General features: G+C 69.5%; 16 protein-coding genes and 2 tRNA genes. 3 read left to right on the top strand and 15 right to left on the bottom strand.

All coding sequences use genetic code 11. The features are described 5' to 3' along the window. Positions 1 to 64 precede the first annotated feature (64 nt). The 9 genes from rodA to ACZ7EC_RS06285 all read right to left on the bottom strand — a co-directional run bounded on the left by rodA (position 65) and on the right by ACZ7EC_RS06285 (position 11,863). A complete protein-coding gene (gene rodA / locus ACZ7EC_RS06325) occupies positions 65 to 1,261 on the bottom strand; it encodes a rod shape-determining protein RodA (protein ID WP_471058724.1) in 1,197 nt (398 codons plus the stop codon). After that, entirely contained in the window at positions 1,258 to 3,516 is a 2,259-nt protein-coding gene (gene mrdA / locus ACZ7EC_RS06320; protein ID WP_471058722.1) for a penicillin-binding protein 2, read from the bottom strand. Before mrdA ends, rodA begins: the two co-directional genes overlap by 4 nt. Before the next feature lie 167 nt (positions 3,517 to 3,683). Further along, entirely contained in the window at positions 3,684 to 4,361 is a 678-nt protein-coding gene (mreD, locus tag ACZ7EC_RS06315) for a rod shape-determining protein MreD (RefSeq protein ID WP_397985966.1), read from the bottom strand. Positions 4,362 to 4,374: 13 nt separating this feature from the next. After that, the gene (mreC, locus tag ACZ7EC_RS06310; protein ID WP_471058720.1) at positions 4,375 to 5,385 is read right to left on the bottom strand and encodes a rod shape-determining protein MreC; all 1,011 of its coding nucleotides are present in this window, start codon (positions 5,383 to 5,385) and stop codon (positions 4,375 to 4,377) included. A 180-nt stretch (positions 5,386 to 5,565) separates the two neighbouring features. After that, a complete protein-coding gene (locus tag ACZ7EC_RS06305) occupies positions 5,566 to 6,585 on the bottom strand; it encodes a rod shape-determining protein (protein ID WP_046421714.1) in 1,020 nt (339 codons plus the stop codon). Positions 6,586 to 6,792: 207 nt separating this feature from the next. After that, positions 6,793 to 7,206: a nucleoside-diphosphate kinase gene (gene ndk, locus ACZ7EC_RS06300; protein WP_471058718.1), complete on the bottom strand. Its 414-nt coding sequence runs from the start codon at positions 7,204 to 7,206 to the stop codon at positions 6,793 to 6,795. A 65-nt stretch (positions 7,207 to 7,271) separates the two neighbouring features. Beyond that, positions 7,272 to 7,625, bottom strand: coding sequence for a DUF4233 domain-containing protein (locus ACZ7EC_RS06295; RefSeq protein WP_471058716.1), 354 nt, complete (start codon positions 7,623 to 7,625; stop codon positions 7,272 to 7,274). Positions 7,626 to 7,635: 10 nt separating this feature from the next. Then, on the bottom strand, positions 7,636 to 9,180 hold the full coding sequence (gene folC, locus ACZ7EC_RS06290; protein WP_471058714.1) for a bifunctional tetrahydrofolate synthase/dihydrofolate synthase: 1,545 nt from the start codon (positions 9,178 to 9,180) through the stop codon (positions 7,636 to 7,638). Between the two features lie 58 nt (positions 9,181 to 9,238). Further along, positions 9,239 to 11,863 carry a valine--tRNA ligase gene (locus ACZ7EC_RS06285; RefSeq protein ID WP_471058712.1) on the bottom strand — a complete coding sequence of 875 codons (2,625 nt, stop codon included), beginning with the start codon at positions 11,861 to 11,863 and terminating at the stop codon, positions 9,239 to 9,241. 137 nt (positions 11,864 to 12,000) lie between these two features. Here ACZ7EC_RS06285 and ACZ7EC_RS06280 point away from each other — a divergent pair, with 137 nt between their 5' ends. Beyond that, positions 12,001 to 13,041: a hypothetical protein gene (locus ACZ7EC_RS06280; RefSeq protein ID WP_471058710.1), complete on the top strand. Its 1,041-nt coding sequence runs from the start codon at positions 12,001 to 12,003 to the stop codon at positions 13,039 to 13,041. Positions 13,042 to 13,163: 122 nt separating this feature from the next. Here ACZ7EC_RS06280 and clpX read toward each other — a convergent pair whose 3' ends face one another. The 5 genes from clpX to ACZ7EC_RS06255 all read right to left on the bottom strand — a co-directional run bounded on the left by clpX (position 13,164) and on the right by ACZ7EC_RS06255 (position 17,980). Continuing rightward, a complete protein-coding gene (gene clpX, locus ACZ7EC_RS06275; protein ID WP_471058708.1) occupies positions 13,164 to 14,450 on the bottom strand; it encodes an ATP-dependent Clp protease ATP-binding subunit ClpX in 1,287 nt (428 codons plus the stop codon). 168 nt (positions 14,451 to 14,618) lie between these two features. After that, on the bottom strand, positions 14,619 to 15,284 hold the full coding sequence (locus ACZ7EC_RS06270) for an ATP-dependent Clp protease proteolytic subunit (RefSeq protein WP_397985959.1): 666 nt from the start codon (positions 15,282 to 15,284) through the stop codon (positions 14,619 to 14,621). Between the two features lie 70 nt (positions 15,285 to 15,354). After that, complete coding sequence (locus ACZ7EC_RS06265; protein WP_085568519.1) at positions 15,355 to 15,960, bottom strand: ATP-dependent Clp protease proteolytic subunit; 606 nt, start codon at positions 15,958 to 15,960, stop codon at positions 15,355 to 15,357. Between the two features lie 352 nt (positions 15,961 to 16,312). Beyond that, positions 16,313 to 17,692, bottom strand: a complete 1,380-nt coding sequence (tig, locus tag ACZ7EC_RS06260) for a trigger factor (RefSeq protein WP_471058706.1) — start codon at positions 17,690 to 17,692, stop codon at positions 16,313 to 16,315. A gap of 211 nt (positions 17,693 to 17,903) precedes the next feature. Beyond that, positions 17,904 to 17,980 (bottom strand) — tRNA-Pro (locus ACZ7EC_RS06255). Positions 17,981 to 18,141: 161 nt separating this feature from the next. Here ACZ7EC_RS06255 and ACZ7EC_RS06250 point away from each other — a divergent pair. Beyond that, positions 18,142 to 18,212, top strand: a tRNA-Gly gene (locus ACZ7EC_RS06250). A gap of 222 nt (positions 18,213 to 18,434) precedes the next feature. Here the strand turns inward: ACZ7EC_RS06250 and ACZ7EC_RS06245 are convergent. Then, positions 18,435 to 18,629 (bottom strand): hypothetical protein, encoded by a 195-nt coding sequence (locus tag ACZ7EC_RS06245; protein ID WP_037651818.1) that lies wholly within the window; start codon positions 18,627 to 18,629, stop codon positions 18,435 to 18,437. 461 nt (positions 18,630 to 19,090) lie between these two features. On the opposite strand from ACZ7EC_RS06245, the gene ACZ7EC_RS06240 reads away from it, so the two are divergent. Then, positions 19,091 to 20,278 carry an acyltransferase family protein gene (locus ACZ7EC_RS06240; RefSeq protein ID WP_471058704.1) on the top strand — a complete coding sequence of 396 codons (1,188 nt, stop codon included), beginning with the start codon at positions 19,091 to 19,093 and terminating at the stop codon, positions 20,276 to 20,278. Positions 20,279 to 20,302 lie beyond the last annotated feature (24 nt).

Genomic DNA, 20,302 nt, shown 5'->3' with positions numbered 1-20,302 from the left:
GCGCGCCGGGCGGGTACGGCAGAGGGCGCCCCCGCGGGGACGCCCTGTGCCGGGTGGTGGGTTCTCACGCCGACATCGGCCGCTGCACCTTGATCGATTGCAGGAGCCCCACGGCCACCCACACCGCGAACATCGACGATCCGCCGTACGACACGAACGGCAGCGGCAGACCGGTGACCGGCATGATGCCGAGGGTCATGCCGATGTTCTCGAACGACTGGAAGGCGAACCAGGCCACGATCCCCGCGGCCACGATGGTGCCGTACAGCTCCGTCGAGTCCCGCGCGATCCGGCAGGCGCGCCACAGGATGACGCCGATCAGGAAGATGATGAAACCGGCGCCCAGGAAGCCCAGTTCCTCGCCCGCGACCGTGAACACGAAGTCGGTCTGCTGCTCGGGCACGAACTGGCCGGTGGTCTGCGAGCCGTGGAACAGCCCGGCGCCGGTCAGTCCGCCGGAGCCGATGGCGATGCGGGCCTGGTTGGTGTTGTAGCCGACGCCGGCCGGGTCGAGGTCCGGGTTGGCGAAGGCCGCGAAGCGGTTGATCTGGTACTGGTCCAGGATGTGCAGCTGCCAGATGGCGAGGCAGCCCACCACCCCGGCGGCGAGCAGCCCGAACACCCAGCGGTTGGAGGAGCCGGAGGCGAGCAGCACGCCCAGGATGATGGCCACCATCGCCAGCACCGAGCCGAGGTCCGGCATCAGCAGCAGGATCATGCAGGGCACGGCGGCCAGGCCGAGCGACTGCGCCACCGTGCGGTGGTCCGGGAACGGCTTGTCGCCCGCGTCCACCCGCGCGGACAGCAGCATCGCCATGCCGAGGATGATGGCGATCTTGAGGAACTCGGCGGGCTGGACGGAGAAGCCGCCGATCACGATCCAGTTCCGCTGGCCGTTGATCGTCGCGCCGAGCGGGGTGAGCACCACCAGGGCGAGCAGGACCGAGGCGCCGTAGAGGATCGGCACCGCGTTGCGCAGGGCGCGGTGGCCCAGCCAGAGGGTGGCGAGCATCAGGGCGAACCCGATGCCCAGGTTCACCAGGTGCCGCTCCAGGAAGAAGTACGGGTCTCCCTGGTTGATCTCGGTGCGGTTGCGGGTCGCCGAGAAGACCAGCAGCGAGCCGATCAGCGACAGGGCGAGCGCGGCCAGCAGTATCGGCCAGTCCAGGCGCCGCGCCAGCGAGTCGCGGGCGAAGATCCTGGTCCAGCCGGCCCGCGCGGGTCCGTACCCGGAGACGGAGAAGCTGTTCACGCCGGTCATGAGGGCATCCTCCGGCTTCCCCGCTTGCGGCGCGGGCGCCTTCGGGTGTTGCTGTTGCCGTTCGTGTTCGTGGGTGGCGCGGTGCCGGCGGGCTGCTGGTCGCCGCCATTGCTCGGGTTGTTCTTCTGGGCGGCCTCGGTGTCCTTCGCCGGGTCCCTGGGGATGGCCGGGGCGGCGATGGTGCCGTCCGCGCGGACCTTGGGCAGGGTCTGCTGCGGCTGGGGCAGCAGCGCCTTCCCGGTGTCGATGGAGCCGTCGCCCTGGACGCCGTAGAGCGCGCTGTAGATGTTGCGCACGGCCTCACCGGAGGCTCCGGAACCCGTACCGGCCTGGGCGATCGTCATGATCACCGTGTAGTCCTTGGAGTAGGTGGCCATCCAGGAGGTGGTCTGCTTGCCGTAGACCTCCGCCGTACCGGTCTTGCCGTGCAGCGGGATCTTGTCCTGCGGCCAGCCGCTGAACTTCCAGGCGGCCGTACCGCGGGTGATGACGCCCGCGAAGGCGTCGTCCATGCCCTTGAGGGTGGCCTGGGTGACCGGCAGCTTGCGCTCGACCTTCGGCTTGATCTCCTGGACGGTCTTGCCGTCGGGGCTGATGATCGCCTTGCCGATGGTCGGGACGTACTCGGTGCCGCCGTTGGCGACGGCGCCGTAGATCATCGCCTCCTGTATCGGCGTGACGAGGGTGTCGCCCTGGCCGATGGAGTAGTTGATCTCGTCACCCTCGCGCATCTTGTCGCCTTCGAGGCAGTTCTCGTAGGCGATCTTCTCGACGTACGTGCCGTCCTTCTTGCCGGTCCTGCACCAGGAGTCCTTGTTGGCCTTCCAGTAGTCCAGCTTCCACTGGCGGTCCGGGACGCGGCCGCCCACCTCGTTCGGCAGGTCGATGCCGGTCGGCTTGCCGAGGCCGAACTGGTGGGCGGTCTTGAAGAAGTAGTCCTTCGGCTGCCCCTTCTTGGGGTTGATGCCGCCGTCCTTCTTCCACTCCTTGTCGGCGATGCCGTAGAAGACGGTGTCGCAGGAGACTTCCAGGGCGCGGCCCAGCGAGATGTCGCCGAAGTTCTCGCCCTCGAAGTTCTTGAAGACCTGGTTGCCCACCCGGTAGTCGCTGGTGCACGGGTAGCCGCCGTTCCACGCGTATCCCGCCTGGACGGCGGCGGCCGTGGAGACCACCTTGAAGGTCGAGCCGGGCGCGGCCTGACCCTGTATGGCCCGGTTGAGCAGCGGGTAGTCGGAGTCCTTGCCGGTGAGGGCCTTGTAGTCCTTGGCGGAGATGCCGCCCACCCAGGCGTTCGGGTCGTACGTGGGCGCGGAGGCCATGGCGACGATGCGGCCGGTCTTGGCCTCCATGACCACGACGGCGCCGGAGTCGGCCTTGTAGTTCTCGCCGGTGATGGAGTCGTACTGGGTGCGGGCGGCCTTCATCGCCTTGTCCAGTTCGTACTCGGCGACACGCTGGACGCGGGAGTCGATGCTGGTGACCAGGTTCGAACCGGGCTGGGCGGCGTCCGACTTGGCCTTGCCGATGACCCGGCCGAGGTTGTCCACCTCGTAGCGGGTCACGCCGGCCTTGCCGCGCAGCTCCTTGTCGTACTCCCGCTCCAGGCCCGAGCGGCCGACCATGTCCGAGCGCAGGTAGGGCGAGCTGGTGTCCTTGGCCTTCTGGATCTCGTCGTCGGTGACCGGGGAGAGATAGCCGAGGACCTGCGCGGTGTTGGACTTGCCGGGGCTCGGGTAGCGGCGCACGGCCTCGGGCTCGGCGGTGATGCCGGGGAAGTCCTCGGAGCGCTCGCGGATCTGCAGGGCCTGGCGGGGCGTGGCCTTGTCGGTGATCGGGATCGGCTGGTACGGCGATCCGTTCCAGCACGGCTGGGGGGTCTTGGCGTCGCAGAGGCGGACCTTCTGCATGACGTCCTCGGTCGGCATGCCGAGGACCCCGGCCAGCTTGGTCAGGACCGCCTTGCCGTCGTCCTTCTGCTTCAGCAGGTCGGTACGGGAGGCGGAGACCACCAGCCGCGTCTCGTTGTCCGCGAGGGGCACGCCGCGGGCGTCCAGGATCTCGCCGCGCACGGCGGGCTGGACGACCTGCTGGACGTGGTTGCCCGACGCCTCCTTCTGGTACTGGGCGCCCTCCCGGATCTGGAGGTACCACAGCCGGCCGCCGAGCGTGCCGAGCAGGGAGAGGACGAGGATCTGGATCACGACGAGCCGGATCTGGACCCGTGGGGTCCGGCCGGTCTCGGGGATGTTGGTCACTGCGGGCTGCTCCCCCTCTCAGCGCACGGACGTCCGGACGCGCGGCACGTGTGTGCGACCGGACCGCGCGCGTACGAATGATGAACGATCAGTCTGTGAGCCCGCGTTCCGCGACAGCTGACCCGTTCGAGTGAATTGTCCCGGTTCACCGGGGGCCTGACGCGCGTTCACAGGCGCTTGACCCCCTTGATCCGGCCGACCCGCGCGGAGCGGGTGCGGGCCTTCGCCTTGAGCGCGCCGAGGCCGCCGCGCTGGCTGCCGATGCGCAGCCCGGTGCCGGAGGACAGCCAGCCGGAGGAGATGTCGGCCGCCTTGGCGCTGGTGGCGGTCTCGGCCAGCGGGTCGTGCTCGCCGCGGCGGGCCAGCCACATCACCGCCGGGACCACGAAGGGGGCCAGCAGCAGGTCGTACAGGGCGGCCGAGATCAGCAGGCCGGGCAGCCCGACGTGGCGGGCGGCGGTGTCGCCGACCAGGGCGCCGACCCCGGCGTACAGCAGTGTGGAGCCGATCGCGGCGACGACGACCACGGCCATCGGGCCGGTCGCCGACCGCAGCCGGCCGTGGTCCGGCTTGACCAGCCCGGCGAAGTAGCCGGTCACGCAGAGCACCAGGGCGTAGCGGCCGGCCGCGTGGTCCGCGGGCGGGGCCAGGTCGGCCAGCAGACCGGCGGCGAACCCGACGAGGGCGCCCCCGACATGGCCGTAGACCATGGCCAGGCCGAGGACGGTCAGCAGCAGCAGATCGGGGACGGCGCCCGGCAGATGGAGGCGGGCGAGGACGCTCACCTGGATCACCAGGGCGACCACGACCAGCGGCACGGAGAGCAGGATCCGGTTGACACGCATGGGGGTTGGGCTCCTACGGCTGGACGTCGGTCTGCGGTTCGCCGGACGGGGACGGGCCGCCCGACGACTGGTCGCCCTGTGACCGGTCGCTCTGCCCGCCGCCCGAGCCGGTGCCCGCGGACGGGGTCACCGTGACCGTCACGGTGGGCGTCGGGACCGGCTTGGGCTTGGCGGGCAGGACCTCGTCGCGCGGGTCCTTCTTCGGCGCCTGGACGACCACGCCGACGACGTCCAGCTTGGTGAAGCTGACGTACGGGGTGACGTACAGGGTGCGGGTCAGGCCGCCGCCGGAGGGGTCGACACGCGAGACCACGCCGACCGGCACGCCGGGCACGAACGGCTTGTCGGACTCCGAGCCGAAGGTGACCAGGCGGTCGCCCTTCTTCACCTCCGCCTTGCCGTTGAGGAGCTGGACGCGCAGCGGGCGGTCGCCCTGCCCGGAGGCGAAGCCGAGTTCGTCGGTGCCCTCCATCCGGGTGCCGACGGTGAAGTCGGGGTCGTTGGCGAGCAGCACCGTGGAGGTGTCGGGCCCGACCGTGGTGACCCGGCCGACCAGGCCGTCGGCGTTGAGGACCGTCATGTCCCGCTTGATGCCGTCGCTCGCGCCGGCGTCGATGGTGATGGTCCAGGAGAAGCCCTGCGCCGACCCTATGGCGATGACCTGGGCGCCCTTGATGCCGTACTGGCCCTCGCCCGCGAGCTTCAGCATGCCGTCGAGCTGCTTGAGCCGGCTGCGGTCGCGGTCGTCGCTGCCGAGCTTCGCCTTGAGGGCCGCGTTCTCCTTCTCCAGCGTGGCGAGTCTGCTGTGCCGGGAGCCCGAGTCGCGGATCGCGGAGACGGCGTTGCCGACCGGGTCGACCGCCGAGGACAGTCCGTCCTCCACCGGGCCGAACACGGTGGCCGCGACCTGCCGGGCACCGTCGACCGGGGAGTTCCGGCCCCCTCGGATATCCACGGTGATCAACGCGAACGCGACGGCGATCAGCAGGACCAGGAGCAGCCGGCTCTCTTTGGTGTCCCTCACGTGCGGCGGCCGTGCCCTTCCTCGAGTAGGAATTCGTGGGACCCCCCGGAAAAAGCGCGAAAGGTGCGGCGCAAATCCAAGCAGCCCATGGGGTGGAGCTTTGGGGGAGCTTATGCCTCTATACCAACGATCCGCCGTACGAGAGGAGAACGTCTCGTACGGCGGAATCGATGCGCCGTGTCATCGACGCGGCTGGGCGTCCAGAACCTGCTGGAGCGCCTCGAACTCCTCGACGCACTTCCCGGAGCCGAGCGCCACGCTGTCCAGCGGGTCCTCGGCGATGTGGATCGGCATGCCGGTCTCGCGGCGCAGCCGCTCGTCCAGGCCGCGCAGCAGGGCGCCGCCGCCGGTCAGCACGATGCCCCGGTCCATGATGTCGCCGGACAGCTCCGGCGGGCACTTGTCGAGGGTCGTCTTGACCGCGTCCACGATCGCGTTGACCGGTTCCTCGATCGCCTTGCGGACCTCGGCGGCCGAGATGACGACGGTCTTGGGCAGCCCGGACACCAGGTCCCGGCCGCGCACTTCGGTGTGCTCGTCGGAGTCGAGTTCGTACGCGGAACCGATGGTGATCTTGATCTGCTCGGCGGTGCGCTCACCCAGGAGAAGGCTGTACTCCTTCTTGATGTACTGGATGATCGCGTTGTCCAGCTCGTCGCCCGCCACCCGGATGGACTGAGCCGTGACGATGCCGCCGAGGGAGATGACCGCGACCTCCGTGGTGCCGCCGCCGATGTCCACCACCATGTTGCCCGTGGCCTCGTGGACCGGCAGGCCGGAGCCGATGGCCGCGGCCATGGGCTCCTCGATGATGTGCACCTGGCGGGCGCCCGCCTGGGTGGAGGCCTCGATCACCGCGCGGCGCTCGACGCCCGTGATGCCCGAGGGCACGCAGACGACGACGCGCGGGCGGGCCAGATAGCGGCGCTTGTGGATCTTCAGGATGAAGTAGCGCAGCATCCGCTCGGTGATCTCGAAGTCGGCGATGACGCCGTCCTTCAGCGGCCGGACCGCCACGATGTTCCCCGGCGTCCGGCCGATCATCTTCTTCGCTTCGGCGCCGACCGCCAGGATGCCACCGGTGTTCGTGTTGATCGCGACGACGGACGGCTCGTTGAGCACGATTCCGCGACCCCTGACGTACACCAGCGTGTTGGCGGTCCCGAGGTCGACAGCCATGTCACGGCCGATGAACGACATTGAGTTCCCCATCCGGATTCATCTGGCCTTCCTGAGCTTTTGAGGGCATGTCAGGCAGGCGAGGCGGGTGCTGTGACGTGAAGGCTTCCATCGTAAACGCGCCTGCACGAACACTGCGCGAGGGTCATGGCCATTGTCACCAGATGGCGGGCCGCCCCGCTTGTGGAGACGGGCGTTCGGGGGCGCTCGTTCCCTCTATCGCCGGTATCACGCGCGCGTCGGGAAGAAGATCTTCACCTCGCGCTCGGCGGACTCCTCGGAGTCGGAGGCGTGGATCAGGTTCTCCCGGACGATGACGCCGAAGTCGCCGCGGATGGAGCCGGGCTGGGCGGCGATCGGGTCGGTCGGGCCGGCGAGCTGCCGCACGCCCTCGATGACCCGCTCGCCCTCGACGATCAGGGCGACGACGGGACCGGAGGCCATGAACGCGACCAGCGGCTCGTAGAAGGGCTTGCCCTTGTGCTCGCCGTAGTGCTGCTCCAGCGTGTCCTGGTCCAGGGTGCGCAGCTCCAGCGCGGTGATCTGCCAGCCGGCCTTGCGCTCGATACGGCTGATGATCTCGCCGGTCAGGCCGCGACGGACGGCGTCGGGCTTGAGCAGGACGAGGGTGCGCTGGCTCACGGGGGACTCCTTACGCGTGGGACGTGTGCGGTGGGACGAGGTTACAGGGCGTGTCCCTGCACCCGTTACGCAGCGTCAGCCGGGGACTCGGCGCGGGCCGCGAACCGGGCCTTCGCCTCGTCCACCTTCCGGCCGAAGTGCACCGAGGCCCACCACAGGGCCGCGAACACCGCGCCCATGAAATACATGGTCGGCACGAAGACACCGGAGGCGACCAGGGCGATCTGGAGGGCCCAGCCGAGGGCGACGCCGCCGGGGCGGGTCACCATGCCGCACAGCAGCACGCACAGGACCATGGCGATGCCGCTGACCAGCCAGACGGTGGAGACCGACAGGCTCGGGTCCTTCATGGCGACCAGACCGGCGAAGCCGATGACGAAGAACTCGCCGATCAGCGTGGATGAACAGAGCGTACGCACGTCGGACTCCTCAGCCCTTGCCCAGCAGCAGCCGGGCCTCGCCGACCGTGATGACGGAACCGGTGACCAGCACCCCGCCGCCCGCGAACTCGCCCTCCTCCTCGGCCAGCGTGATCGCGGCCTCCAGGGCGTCCGGCAGCCGCGGTTCGACCTGGACCCGCTCGTCGCCGAAGACCTCGACGGCGATGGCGGCCAGTTCGTCCGCGTCCATGGCGCGGTGGCTGGAGTTCTGGGTGACGACGACCTCGGCGAAGATCGGCTCGAAGGCCTCCAGCAGCCCGCGCACGTTCTTGTCGCCGCTCGCGCCGACCACGCCGATCAGCCGCGTGAAGTCGAACGCCTCGCGCACCGCCTCCGCGGTGGCCTCGGCGCCGGCCGGGTTGTGCGCGGCGTCCAGGACGACGGTGGGAGAGCGCCGTACGACCTCCAGGCGGCCCGGCGAGGAGACGGCGGCGAACGCCTTGCGGACGGTGTCGATGTCCAGCGGTTCGGCGCGCTGGGCGCCGACGCCGAAGAACGCCTCCACGGCGGCGAGCGCCACGGCCGCGTTGTGCGCCTGGTGGGCGCCGTGCAGCGGGAGGTAGACCTCGGGGTACTCGCCGCCGAGGCCGCGCAGGGTGAGCATCTGCCCGCCGACGGCGACCTGGCGGGCCATGACGCCGAACTCCAGGCCCTCGCGGGCCACGGTGGCGTCGACCTCCACGGCCTTCTTCAGCAGCACCTGGGCGGCGTCCACCGGCTGCTGGGCGAGGATGACGGTGGCACCCTCCTTGATGATGCCGGCCTTCTCGCCGGCGATCTCGCCGGTGGTGCCGCCGAGGCGGTCCGTGTGGTCCAGGCCGATCGGGGTGACGACGGCGACATCGCCGTCGATCACGTTGGTGGCGTCCCAGGAGCCGCCCATGCCGACCTCCACGACGGCCACGTCGACCGGCGCGTCCGCGAAGGCGGCGTAGGCCATGCCGGTGAGGACCTCGAAGAAGGACAGCCGGTACTCCTGGGCGGCGTCCACCATCTCGATGTACGGCTTGATGTCCTGGTACGTCTCGATGAAGCGCTCGGCGGAGACCGGGGCGCCGTCCAGGCTGATCCGCTCGGTGACCGACTGCACGTGGGGGCTGGTGTAGCGGCCGGTGCGCAGTTCGAAGGCGCCGAGCAGGCACTCGATCATGCGGGCGGTGGAGGTCTTGCCGTTGGTGCCCGTGATGTGGATCGACGGGTACGAACGCTGGGGGTCGCCCAGGACGTCCATCAGCGCGGAGATCCTGCTGACCGAGGGCTCCAGCTTGGTCTCGCCCCAGCGGGTCGCCAGCTCCGCCTCGACCTCGCGCAGCGCCTTGTCGACCGCCGGGTCCTCGGGCCGCGCGGGCACGTCGGCCACCGGCGCGCCGCCCTGGGTGCGGAGGGTACGGCTGCCGGCCTCGATGACGGCGAGGTCGGGGTCGCGGTCGGTCTCGGCCTCGATGATCTCCTGGAAGGAGTCGAGGGGGTCGGGCCGGTCGTTCTCGTGCGGGAGGTCGCTCACGGGTATCAGTCTACGGAGCCCCGCCGACATGGGTGCCCGAAGGCCCCGGCACCTTGCCGGTACCGGGGCCTTCGGGCCGTACGGGCCGTTACGCCTGCGGCAGCTTCGCCAGCTGGTTCTCGATGCGGGAGATGTCCTCGCCGGCCTTGGCGAGGCGGGTGCGGATCTTCTCCACGACGTGGTCCGGGGCCTTCGCCAGGAATGCCTCGTTGCCCAGCTTGGCCTCGGCCTGCTGGCGCTCCTTCTCCGCGGCCGCCAGGTCCTTCGCCAGGCGCTTGCGCTCGGCGGCCACGTCGATGGTGCCGGAGAGGTCGAGGGCGACCTCGGCACCGGCGATCGGCAGGGTGGCCGTCGCCGTGAAGGAGTCGCCCTCCGGCTGGAGGCGCAGCAGCTGGCGGATGGCCGCCTCGTGCGGGGCGAGCGGCGTGCCGTCCAGGGTGAGCCGGGCCGGGACCCGCTGGCCCGGCTGCAGGCCCTGGTCTGCGCGGAAGCGGCGGACCTCGGTGATCACCGTCTGGAGCGCGGAGATCTCCTGCTCGGCGGCCGCGTCCCGGAACCCGCTGTCGGCCGGCCACTCGGCGATGACGACGGACTCGCCGCCGGTCAGCGTCGTCCACAGCGTCTCCGTGACGAACGGGACCACCGGGTGCAGCAGCTTCAGGGTGACGTCCAGGACCTCGCCGAGGACCCGCTTGGAGACCTCGGCCGGCTCGCCGCCCGCCTGGAAGACGGTCTTGGACAGCTCGACGTACCAGTCGAAGACCTCGTCCCACGCGAAGTGGAAGAGGGCGTCCGACAGCTTGGCGAACTGGAAGTCCTCGTACAGCGCGTCGACTTCGGCCACGACCGAGTTGAGGCGGGAGAGGATCCAGCGGTCCGTCGCCGACAGCTTCGAGGCGTCCGGCAGCGGGCCCTCGACCGTCGCGCCGTTCATCAGCGCGAAGCGCGTCGCGTTCCAGATCTTGTTGGCGAAGTTGCGCGAGCCCTGGACCCAGTCCTCGCCGATCGGCACGTCGACGCCGGGGTTGGCGCCGCGGGCCAGCGTGAAGCGGAGGGCGTCGCTGCCGTACTTGTCCATCCAGTCCAGCGGGTTGACCGCGTTGCCGAAGGACTTCGACATCTTCTTGCCGAACTGGTCGCGGACCATGCCGTGCAGGGCGATGGTGTGGAACGGCGGGGTGCCGTCCATCGCGTACAGGCCGAACATCATCATCCGGGCGACCCAGAAGAAGAGGATGTCGTAGCCGGTGACCAGGACGGAGTTCGGGTAGAACTTCGCGAGCGACTCGGTCCGCTCCGGCCAGCCCAGGGTGGAGAAGGGCCACAGGCCGGAGGAGAACCAGGTGTCGAGGACGTCGGTGTCCTGGTGCCAGCCCTCGCCGGCGGGCGGCTGCTCGCCGGGGCCGACGCAGACGACCTCGCCCTCGGGGCCGTACCACACCGGGATCCGATGGCCCCACCACAACTGCCGCGAGATGCACCAGTCGTGCAGGTTGTCGACCCAGTCGAAGTACCGCTTCTCCATCTCCTGCGGATGGATCCTGACCTTCCCCTCGCGGACCGCGTCACCCGCGGCCTTGGCGAGCGGGCCGACCTTGACCCACCACTGCATGGACAGGCGCGGCTCGATGGTGGTCTTGCAGCGCGAGCAGTGGCCGACCGAGTGGACGTACGGCCGCTTCTCGGCGACGATCCGGCCCTCGGCGCGCAGCGCGGCGACGATCGCGGAGCGGGCCTCCAGGCGGTCCATGCCCTGGAAGGGGCCGTGGACGGTGATCACGGCGTGCTCGTCCATCACGGTGATGGACGGCAGGTCGTGGCGCTGGCCGATCTCGAAGTCGTTCGGGTCGTGCGCCGGGGTCACCTTGACGGCGCCGGTGCCGAACTCGGGGTCGACATGGGCGTCGGCGACGACCGGGATAGAGCGGTCGGTCAGCGGGAGCTTGATGAGCTTGCCGACGAGGTGCCGGTAGCGCTCGTCCTCGGGGTGGACGGCGACGGCGGTGTCGCCGAGCATCGTCTCGGCACGGGTGGTGGCGACGACGATCGAGTCGTCCCCGTCGCCGTACCGCATGGAGACCAGCTCGCCGTCGTCGTCCTGGTACTCCACCTCGATGTCCGAGATGGCCGTCAGACAGCGCGGGCACCAGTTGATGATGCGCTCGGCGCGGTAGATCAGCTCGTCGTCGTACAGCCGCTTGAAGATGGTCTGGACGGCCTTGGAGAGGCCCTCGTCCATGGTGAAGCGCTCGCGGGACCAGGCGACGCCGTCGCCGAGGCGGCGCATCTGGCCGGAGATCTGGCCGCCGGACTCGCCCTTCCACTTCCAGACGCGCTCGACGAACGCCTCGCGGCCCAGGTCGTGGCGGGACTTGCCCTCCTTGGCCAGCTCGCGCTCGACCACGTTCTGGGTGGCGATGCCGGCGTGGTCCATACCGGGCTGCCACAGGGTCTCGTAGCCCTGCATGCGCTTGCGGCGGGTCAGGGCGTCGATGAGCGTGTGCTCGAAGGCGTGGCCCAGGTGGAGGGAGCCGGTGACGTTGGGCGGCGGGATGACGACGGTGTACGGCGGCTTGTCGCTCGCCGCGTCCGCCTCGAAGTAGCCCCGCTCTACCCAGCGCTCGTACAGCGGCCCCTCTACATCGGCCGGCGCGTACTGGGTCGGCAGTTCGGTGTCGGGCGCGGGTGGCTGCTGCTGAGCGTTCTCGGTCACGGGGGTCAGTTTAGAGGGGTCACGGGCGGGTCCCGAAACGCGTTTGTTCTGTAACGGTGCGGCCCCCGGTGCCCTGCGCCCGCACGGGCTGGTTCAGGATGTCAGGTACATATAAGCGTCCTAGGGGGATCCCAGAGATGAGCACCAACCAGCCGGGCCCGTACGGCCAGCCACCCCAGCAGCCGGGCCCCTACGGCCCGCCGGGGCAGCCCGGCCCCTACGGGCAGCCGCCGCAGCCCGGTCCGTACGGCCAGCAGCCCCCGGCCGGCCCGTACGGCCAGCCGCCGCAGGCCCCGCCCCAGGCGCCGCCGCAGCCCGGTTACGGCTACCCGCAGCAGGCCCCGCCGCAGCCGGGCTACGGCTACCCCCAGCAGCCGGGGACGCCCCCGCAGCAGCACCCGTACGGCCAGCAGCCCTACGGCCAGGGGCCTTACGGTCAGCAGCCGTACGGCGGCATGCCGCAGCCGCCCCAGCCGGGCGGCGGCAAGAAGAAGACCGTTCTGATCATCGGCTCGGTCGTGGTCGTGGCGGCGATCGTGGCGGTTGCGGCCGTCCTGCTCGGTGGCAGCAGCGGCGGCGGCAGCGTCGCGGACGACGGTCCGCACAAGCTGATCACCCCGAACTCGGTGATCAACGGGACGTACACCAAGCAGGACGGCTCGGACGGGACCTCGGGCGGGTTCGACGACTCCGACAAGTCGGACTTCCAGAAGTGGGGCGTGAAGAACCCCACCGAGGTCAGCGCCGGTTACGAGTCCGGGACCGGGCTGACGAAGAAGGGCCTGTCCCTCAGCGGGGTGTACGGCACCATCGACGACCCCGAGAGCGTGGTGGACGCCATGTTCGCCAAGGCCAAGTCGGAGGCGTCGAAGGACCAGAGCGGCTCCGGCGTCACGGGCAAGCTGATCGGCAGCCCGCAGACCGTCCATCCGGCCGGGTTCTCCAACGGCGTCATGAAGTGCCAGATGGCGCAGATCGACAGCACCGACTCCTCGTCCTCGGGCGCCGGCATGCCCAAGAGCTTCAAGATGCCGGTGTGCATCTGGGGCGACCACAGCACCGTCGCGCTGGTGTCGAACTACAGCGTGGCCTCCCTCGCCTCGGGCCAGGCCGGCTCGCTGGACGACACGGCGGACCTGACGGCGAAGCTGCGCAACGACGTACGGGTCAAGGCCTGACCGCTCGGGCACACAAGCCTGTTGGTTCCTTGTCGGCTTGCCGGCTTGTCGGACACCCCCACGGCACGCAAGGGGCCCCGGTCGAGTGACCGGGGCCCCTTCGGCGTCGTACGGGCGGCTGCTTACGCCGTCTTCTGCTCGCCCGAGCCCCTGCCGCGGGCGTCGCGCGGGATCAGGGTCGGGTTGACGTTCGAGAGGACCACGTCGGCGGTGATGACGACGCGGGCGACGTCCTTGCGGGACGGGACCTCGTACATCACGCCCTGGAGGACTTCCTCCATGATGGCGCGCAGACCGCGGGCGCCGGTCTGGCGGAGGATGGCCTGGTCGGCGATGGCCTCCAGGGCCTCGCGCTCGAAGTCCAGCTCCACGCCGTCGAGTTCGAAGAGGCGCTGGTACTGCTTGACCAGTGCGTTGCGCGGCTCGACGAGGATCTTCAGCAGGGCCTCGCGGTCCAGGTTGTGCACCGAGGTGATCACCGGCAGCCGGCCGATGAACTCGGGGATCATGCCGAACTTGACCAGGTCCTCCGGCATGATGTCCTCGAAGACGTCCTTGGACTCCAGCTCGCGCTTGGACAGGATGGTGGCGCCGAAGCCGATGCCCTTGGCGCCCGCGCGCGCCTCGATGATCTTCTCCAGACCGGCGAAGGCGCCGCCCACGATGAACAGCACGTTCGTCGTGTCGATCTGGATGAACTCCTGGTGCGGGTGCTTGCGGCCGCCCTGCGGCGGGACCGAGGCGGTGGTGCCCTCCAGGATCTTCAGCAGGGCCTGCTGCACGCCCTCGCCGCTGACGTCGCGGGTGATCGAGGGGTTCTCGCTCTTGCGGGCCACCTTGTCGATCTCGTCGATGTAGATGATGCCCGTCTCGGCCTTCTTGACGTCGTAGTCGGCGGCCTGGATGAGCTTGAGGAGGATGTTCTCCACGTCCTCGCCGACATAGCCCGCCTCGGTGAGCGCGGTCGCGTCGGCGATGGCGAACGGCACGTTCAGCATGCGGGCCAGGGTCTGGGCGAGGAGGGTCTTGCCGGAGCCCGTGGGGCCCAGCAGGAGGATGTTGGACTTCGCCAGCTCGATGGCGTCGTCACGGCCGCTGCCGCCGCCGTTCTCGCCCGCCTGGACGCGCTTGTAGTGGTTGTACACCGCGACGGACAGGGCCTTCTTGGCGGCCTCCTGGCCGACCACGTAGCCCTCGAGGAACTCGTAGATCTCGCGGGGCTTGGGCAGCTCCTCCCAGCGCACCTCGCTGGTCTCGGCGAGCTCCTCCTCGATGATCTCGTTGCAGAGATCGATGCACTCGTCGCAGATGTACACACCGGGCCCTGCGATGAGCTTCTTGACCTGCTTCTGGCTCTTGCCGCAGAACGAGCACTTGAGCAGATCGCCGCCGTCACCGATGCGTGCCACGGTGTGCTTCCCCTTCGCCTGGGAGCCGCCTGGACACTGCGTTCCAGCGGCTCCTGGTGCTGCCTTATGTCCGACGGTACCTTGCCGGGCCCGATGTTCGGGCCCCCCTTGGCAGGGTTCACTTGCCGTGAGCCCTGCCGTGGGGGCCTGAGAGCGCGCCGCTCCGCGTCAGCGGACCTCGGCGTTGTTCAGCTTGCGGGTGGAGATGATCTGGTCGACGAGGCCGTACTCCAGCGCCTCCTCGGCCGTGAGGATCTTGTCGCGCTCGATGTCCTCGCGGATCTTCTCCAGCGGCTGGTTCGAGTGCTTGGCCAGCATGTTCTCCAGCTGCTCGCGCATCCGGGTGAACTCCTTGGCGATGATCTCCAGGTCGGAGAGCTGCCCGCGGCCGGTGGAACCGGCCGGCTGGTGGATCAGCACGCGGGAGTTCGGCAGGGCCATGCGCTTGCCCGGAGTGCCGGCGGCGAGCAGCACGGCCGCGGCGGAGGCCGCCTGGCCCATGCACACCGTCTGGATGTCGGGCTTCACGAACTGCATCGTGTCGTAGATCGCCGTCAGGGCGGTCATGTCGCCGCCCGGGCTGTTGATGTAGATCGAGATGTCCCGGTCCGGGTCCATCGACTCCAGGCACAGCAGCTGCGCCATGACGTCGTTGGCGGAGGCGTCGTCGATCTGGACGCCCAGGAAGATCACGCGCTCCTCGAAAAGCTTCGCGTACGGGTCGTACTCGCGGACGCCCTGGGAGGTGCGCTCGACGAAGCGCGGGATCACGTAGCGCGCGTCGGGCCGGGGCCCTTCGTACAGGCCGCTGGCCGCGCCGGGGAAGTTGCTCATGGGATGTTCACCGTCCTGGTGGCGTTCTGGGGGGCGTGGGTGGTGGCGGTGCGTGGCGTGGCCGGGCCGGTCAGGCACCGGTGCCGCCGCCTCCCGGAACACCCGAGGCGTTCGTGATGATCTCGTCAATGAGACCGTACTCCTTGGCCTCTTCCGGGGTGAACCAGCGGTCGCGGTCGGCGTCGCGGGTGATCGTCTCGAAGGTCTGGCCGGAGTGCAGCGCGGTCAGCTCGGCCATGCGGTGCTTGGTGCGCAGCAGGTACTCGGCCTGGATCTTGATGTCCGTGACCGAGCCGCCGAGGCCCGCGGAGCCCTGGTGCATCATGATGTCCGCGTGCGGCAGCGCGAAGCGCTTGCCCGCGGCGCCGCCGGTGAGCAGGAACTGGCCCATGGAGGCCGCCATGCCCATCGCGATGGTGACCACGTCGTTCGGGATGTACTGCATGGTGTCGTAGATCGCCATGCCGGCCGTCACCGAGCCACCGGGGCTGTTGATGTAGAGGTAGATGTCCTTGTCCGGATCGGCGGCGAGGAGCAGCAGCTGAGCGGTGATCTTGTTGGCGATGTCGTCGTCGACCTGCTGGCCGAGGAAGATGATCCGCTCGCCGAGCAGCCGGTTGTAGACCTGGTCGCCGAGGCCGCCACCGATGGAGGGCTCGCCGGCGGCGGAGGGCATCAGATTCGTCACGTATCCACCTGCTCGTCTCACGACGGCGCCGGGCCGTCTCACGTCGTCCTGCCGGGGGTTCGGGAGTTTCAGGAGACTCCCCTGCCCCCGTACTCATGGACCCTAACGCTCGGGCACCTTCGGGGAATCCCGGAGTAGCGACTGTTCGCCGGGGGCGTAGCGCTCGGCTGGGGTGAGGCGGGGTGCGGACGGGGCCGCGGGGTGCGGTCGGCGCCGGGACGCGGGGCCGGATGCGGCCTGTGGCGCCCCGTGGGCCGGCTGTCCGCGCCGGGTACGGCGACGGGCCCCCGAGAAGTCCCGGAGGCCCGTCGTGCGCGCTTCAGAGGTGCTGTGAGGCGGTTCAGGCCTCGGTGGACTCCTCGGTGGCCTCGGCCTCGGGGGCCTCGGCCGCCTCGGCCGCCTCGTCCTCGTCGTCGCCGAGGTCCACGATCTCGCCGTTGGTGTCCTTCACCGTGGCGGCCTCGACCACGACGGCCAGGGCCTTGCCGCGGGCGACCTCGCCGACCAGGAGCGGCACCTGGCCGCCCTCGACGACGGCCTGGGCGAACTGGTCGGGGGACATGCCGGAGGAGGCCGCACGCCGCATGAGGTGCTCGGTGAGCTCCTCCTGGTTGACGTTCAGCTGCTCCTTCTTGACCAGCTCGTCCAGGACGAACTGGGTCTTGATGCCCTTGACCGCGGCCTCGCGGGTCTCGGTCTCGAACTCCTCGGCGGTCTTGCCCTGGATCTCCAGGTACTTGTCGAGGGTGAGGCCCATCTGGCCGAGCTGGTGGTGCTCCAGGTTGTGCTTGCGGGTGTTGACCTCGTCCTCGAGCAGCTTCTCGGGGACCGGGACCTCGACCAGCTCCAGGAGCTTCTCCAGGACGCGCTCCTGGGCCTGCGTGGCCTGGTCGAACTCCTTCATGTCCGCGAGGCGCTTGCGGCTGTCCGCCTTGAGCTCGTCCAGGGTGTCGAACTCGGAGGCGAGCTGCGCGAACTCGTCGTCCAGCTCCGGCAGTTCACGCTTGGCGACCTGGGTGACCTTGACGGTGACCTCGGCCTCCTTGCCCGCGGCGGAGCCGCCCTTCAGCTCGGAGGTGAAGGTGCCCTCCTCGCCGGCGGACAGGCCCTTGACGGCGTCGTCGATGCCGTCGAGAAGCTCACCGGAGCCGATGGTGTACGAGACGCCGCTCGCGATGCCGTCCTCCAGCACCTCGCCGTCGACCTTGGCCTCCAGGTCGATGGTGACGACGTCGCCGTCCTCGGCGGCGCGCTCCACCGGGGAGGTGGAGGCGAAGCGCTCGCGCAGCTGCTCGACCGACTTCTCGACGTCCTCGTCGGTGACCTCGATGGCGTCGACCTCGACCTCGATGCCGGAGTAGTCCGGGATCTCGAGGGCCGGGCGGACGTCGACCTCGGCGGTGAAGTTCAGCGTCTCGCCGTCCTTCAGCTCGGTGATGTCGACGTCGGGCTGGCCCAGCGGGCTCAGCTCGGCCTCGTTGACCGCCTCGGTGTAGAACTTCGGAAGCGCGTCGTTGACCGCCTCCTCCAGGACCGCACCGCGGCCGAACCGCTGGTCGATGACGCGGGCAGGGATCTTGCCCTTGCGGAAGCCCTTCACCGTGACCTGCTGGTTGATCTTGCTGTACGCCGCGTCGAGGCTGTCCTTGAGCTCCTCGAAGGGCACCTCGACAGTGAGCCGAACCCGAGTCGGGTTCAGGGTCTCCACGGCGCTCTTCACGGTTCGGTCTCCTTGTGGCTGACTGCTTGGTTTCTGCCGGAGCCAGACAGCTCCGGCGGATTCGCCGCCCGGAGGAGTACGTAGGCCGTGAGGGCCGGGGCACACGGGCGTGCAGCTTGCATAGTAACCGCAGGTGTTCGGCGCCCCAAAAGGCGATCTTCCCGGCGCCGTCGGCGGACGCGGCCGGGAATCGGCAGGGACGGCCGATCGGTGGTCGGGGTGGCGGGATTTGAACCCACGGCCTTCCGCTCCCAAAGCGGACGCGCTACCAAGCTGCGCCACACCCCGTTCGTGTGCGACACGTAGGGTACATGGCCGGGCGGTCCACGCCGGCCGCATTCTCCGCGGCGGGGCGCGTGGCGTCCACGGGCGGAACGTGTTGGCCCAAGCGGCGGACGACCCGCTACGATGCCTGAGTGCCGCGGTCCCCGGACCTGCGGCGCAGCGCTGCGGGCGTAGCTCAATGGTAGAGCCCTAGTCTTCCAAACTAGCTACGCGGGTTCGATTCCCGTCGCCCGCTCTGAACGGCGAAGGCCCAGGTCAGGGGGTAAATTTACCCTCACCTGGGCCTTTTCCGTCCGCCGTCGGCCCCAGCGGCGACGCCTGGTGATCGACGCGCCCACCGCAGCCCTGGCCGTACCGCCCGACCCGGACACCTGCCGCACGGGTGCCTGCCGCACAGCCGCGTACGGCCCGGCCGGGCGGTGGCGGGGCCGGACGGGGTCCGCGAGCGGGCGGCCGGTCAGAACTTGATCGAGGAGATCGAGTCCGCTATCGAGTTCAGGAACCGCTGGATGGACGGCGCCATGCCGCTGGAGGCCAGGAAGAAGCCGAAGAGGACCGCGACCAGGGCCGGTCCGGCCTTGAGGCTCTTCCCCCTGATGAGCACCACCAGGATGACCGCCAACAGCACCACTACGGACAGCGAAATGGCCACAACTGATCACAACCCTCGGTCGGTCCCGCTCCCGGCCCGGGGATACGGCCCGCACCCCCGCCAGAACCATCGTGCCACCAACGGGCCTGCTCCATGCGGCCCCTGACGGGATGTCGTACCGGCGCCCCGGCGCGGGCGACGCACCGCACTGCAATTCGAGGGACACCCGCGCGGTACTCCGGCCGAAATCGGGCCGGTTCGTTTCCATGCCCACACATCTCGTGTGCAGGTAATTCGAATTGATGTCACTCGTATGGACACCCCATAGGCACCCCGGTGCGGTATGCACCAATTATTGGGGATGAATCTGGACATCAGGGGCCAACGGTGGACCTCCGTGTGTGCACCATCACGCGTGCACCGGAGGCAAGTTCGGAAAATCCGGGGGCATACGAAGGCGATAACCAGGAATGACGAGGATGGTTTTACGGAATCCCGCCGACGACGCTAGGGTGCCTGAGATGTTTGACGCCGCCTCCTCCCCCGGCCAGAACCCACGGACGCTCCCCCCGGCGCAGTCGCCGGCGGACGGAGTGCCCGGACCGCGCGCCCCGCAGCGCCCGCAGGAGGAGCCGGCGAAGGCGGTCAGACCCGGCAAAGAGCGCGATCCGTTCTTCGACAACGCCAAGTACCTGGCCATCGCACTGGTCGCGATCGGGCACTCCTGGTCCCCCCTGAAGACCGACAACCGGGCCCTCGAAGACCTGTACAACGTCGTCTACACGTTCCACATGCCGGCGTTCATCGTCATCTCCGGCTATTTCTCGCGCAGTTTCGACATGCGCCCGGACCGGCTGAAGCGCCTGGTCACCGGCGTCGCGGTGCCGTATGTGCTGTTCCAGCTCGCCTACTCGCTGTTCAAGCGGTACGCGGGCCACATGGGCGGTCCGATCAACCTCTTCTCGCCGTACTACCTGACCTGGTTCCTGCTCGCGCTGTTCGTGTGGCGGATGACCAGTCCCCTGTGGAAGCTGGTGCGCTGGCCGCTGCCGGTCGCGCTCGGGCTCGCCATGCTCGGCTCGGTCACGCCGGGGGTCGACGACAGCCTGGACTTCGGTCGCATCCTGCAGTTCCTGCCGTGTTTCGTCCTCGGACTGCTGCTGAAGCCGGAGCACTTCGCGCTGATGCGCACCCGCCGGATGCGGATCCTGTCGCTGCCGGTGTTCGCGGCGGCGCTGGCCATCGGCTGGTGGACCGCGCCCCATATGAACGACAACTGGTTCTACCGGCAGGACTCCGCGCAGGAGCTGGGCGCCCCGTGGTGGATCGGGCCGCTGATGACGCTGGCCATGTTCGGCTGCGCCGTGCTGCTCACCGCCTGCTTCCTGGCCTGGGTACCGGGCCGCCGTACCTGGTTCACCGCGCTCGGCGCGGGCACGCTGTACGGCTATCTGCTGCACGGCTTCGTGATCAAGAGCGTGCTTTTCCTGGGCGGCTTCGACATCGCCCTGCGCTACGGCGACTACGGCTCGGCCGTCGTCACCGTCCTCGCGGTGGCCACCGTCACGGTGCTGTGCACCAAGCCGGTGCAGCGGGTGTTCCGCTTCGCCATGGAACCCAGGATGGCGTGGGCCTTCGTCCAGGACGCGACCCAGCTGGCCCGCGAACGGCAGGGCAAGGAGCGGGAGCCGGTGAAGGCGGGCGTCTGAGGGCGAAGCGCGCGGCACCGGGCG

The organism is Streptomyces sp. NPDC037203 (assembly GCF_055605065.1).
Note: the sequence above shows the minus strand (reverse complement) of the source record. Positions and strands in the feature narration are given on the sequence as shown.

Excerpts from the sequence above, each read along its gene's own strand:
- rodA (WP_471058724.1), bottom strand. The coding sequence starts at position 1,261 with ATGACCGGCGTGAACAGCTTCTCCGTCTCCGGGTACGGACCCGCGCGG.
- mreD (WP_397985966.1), bottom strand. The coding sequence starts at position 4,361 with ATGCGTGTCAACCGGATCCTGCTCTCCGTGCCGCTGGTCGTGGTCGCC.
- ACZ7EC_RS06305 (WP_046421714.1), bottom strand. The coding sequence starts at position 6,585 with ATGTCGTTCATCGGCCGTGACATGGCTGTCGACCTCGGGACCGCCAAC.
- folC (WP_471058714.1), bottom strand. The coding sequence starts at position 9,180 with ATGTCGGCGGGGCTCCGTAGACTGATACCCGTGAGCGACCTCCCGCAC.
- ACZ7EC_RS06280 (WP_471058710.1), top strand. The coding sequence starts at position 12,001 with ATGAGCACCAACCAGCCGGGCCCGTACGGCCAGCCACCCCAGCAGCCG.
- ACZ7EC_RS06270 (WP_397985959.1), bottom strand. The coding sequence starts at position 15,284 with ATGAGCAACTTCCCCGGCGCGGCCAGCGGCCTGTACGAAGGGCCCCGG.
- ACZ7EC_RS06265 (WP_085568519.1), bottom strand. The coding sequence starts at position 15,960 with ATGCCCTCCGCCGCCGGCGAGCCCTCCATCGGTGGCGGCCTCGGCGAC.
- ACZ7EC_RS06240 (WP_471058704.1), top strand. The coding sequence starts at position 19,091 with ATGTTTGACGCCGCCTCCTCCCCCGGCCAGAACCCACGGACGCTCCCC.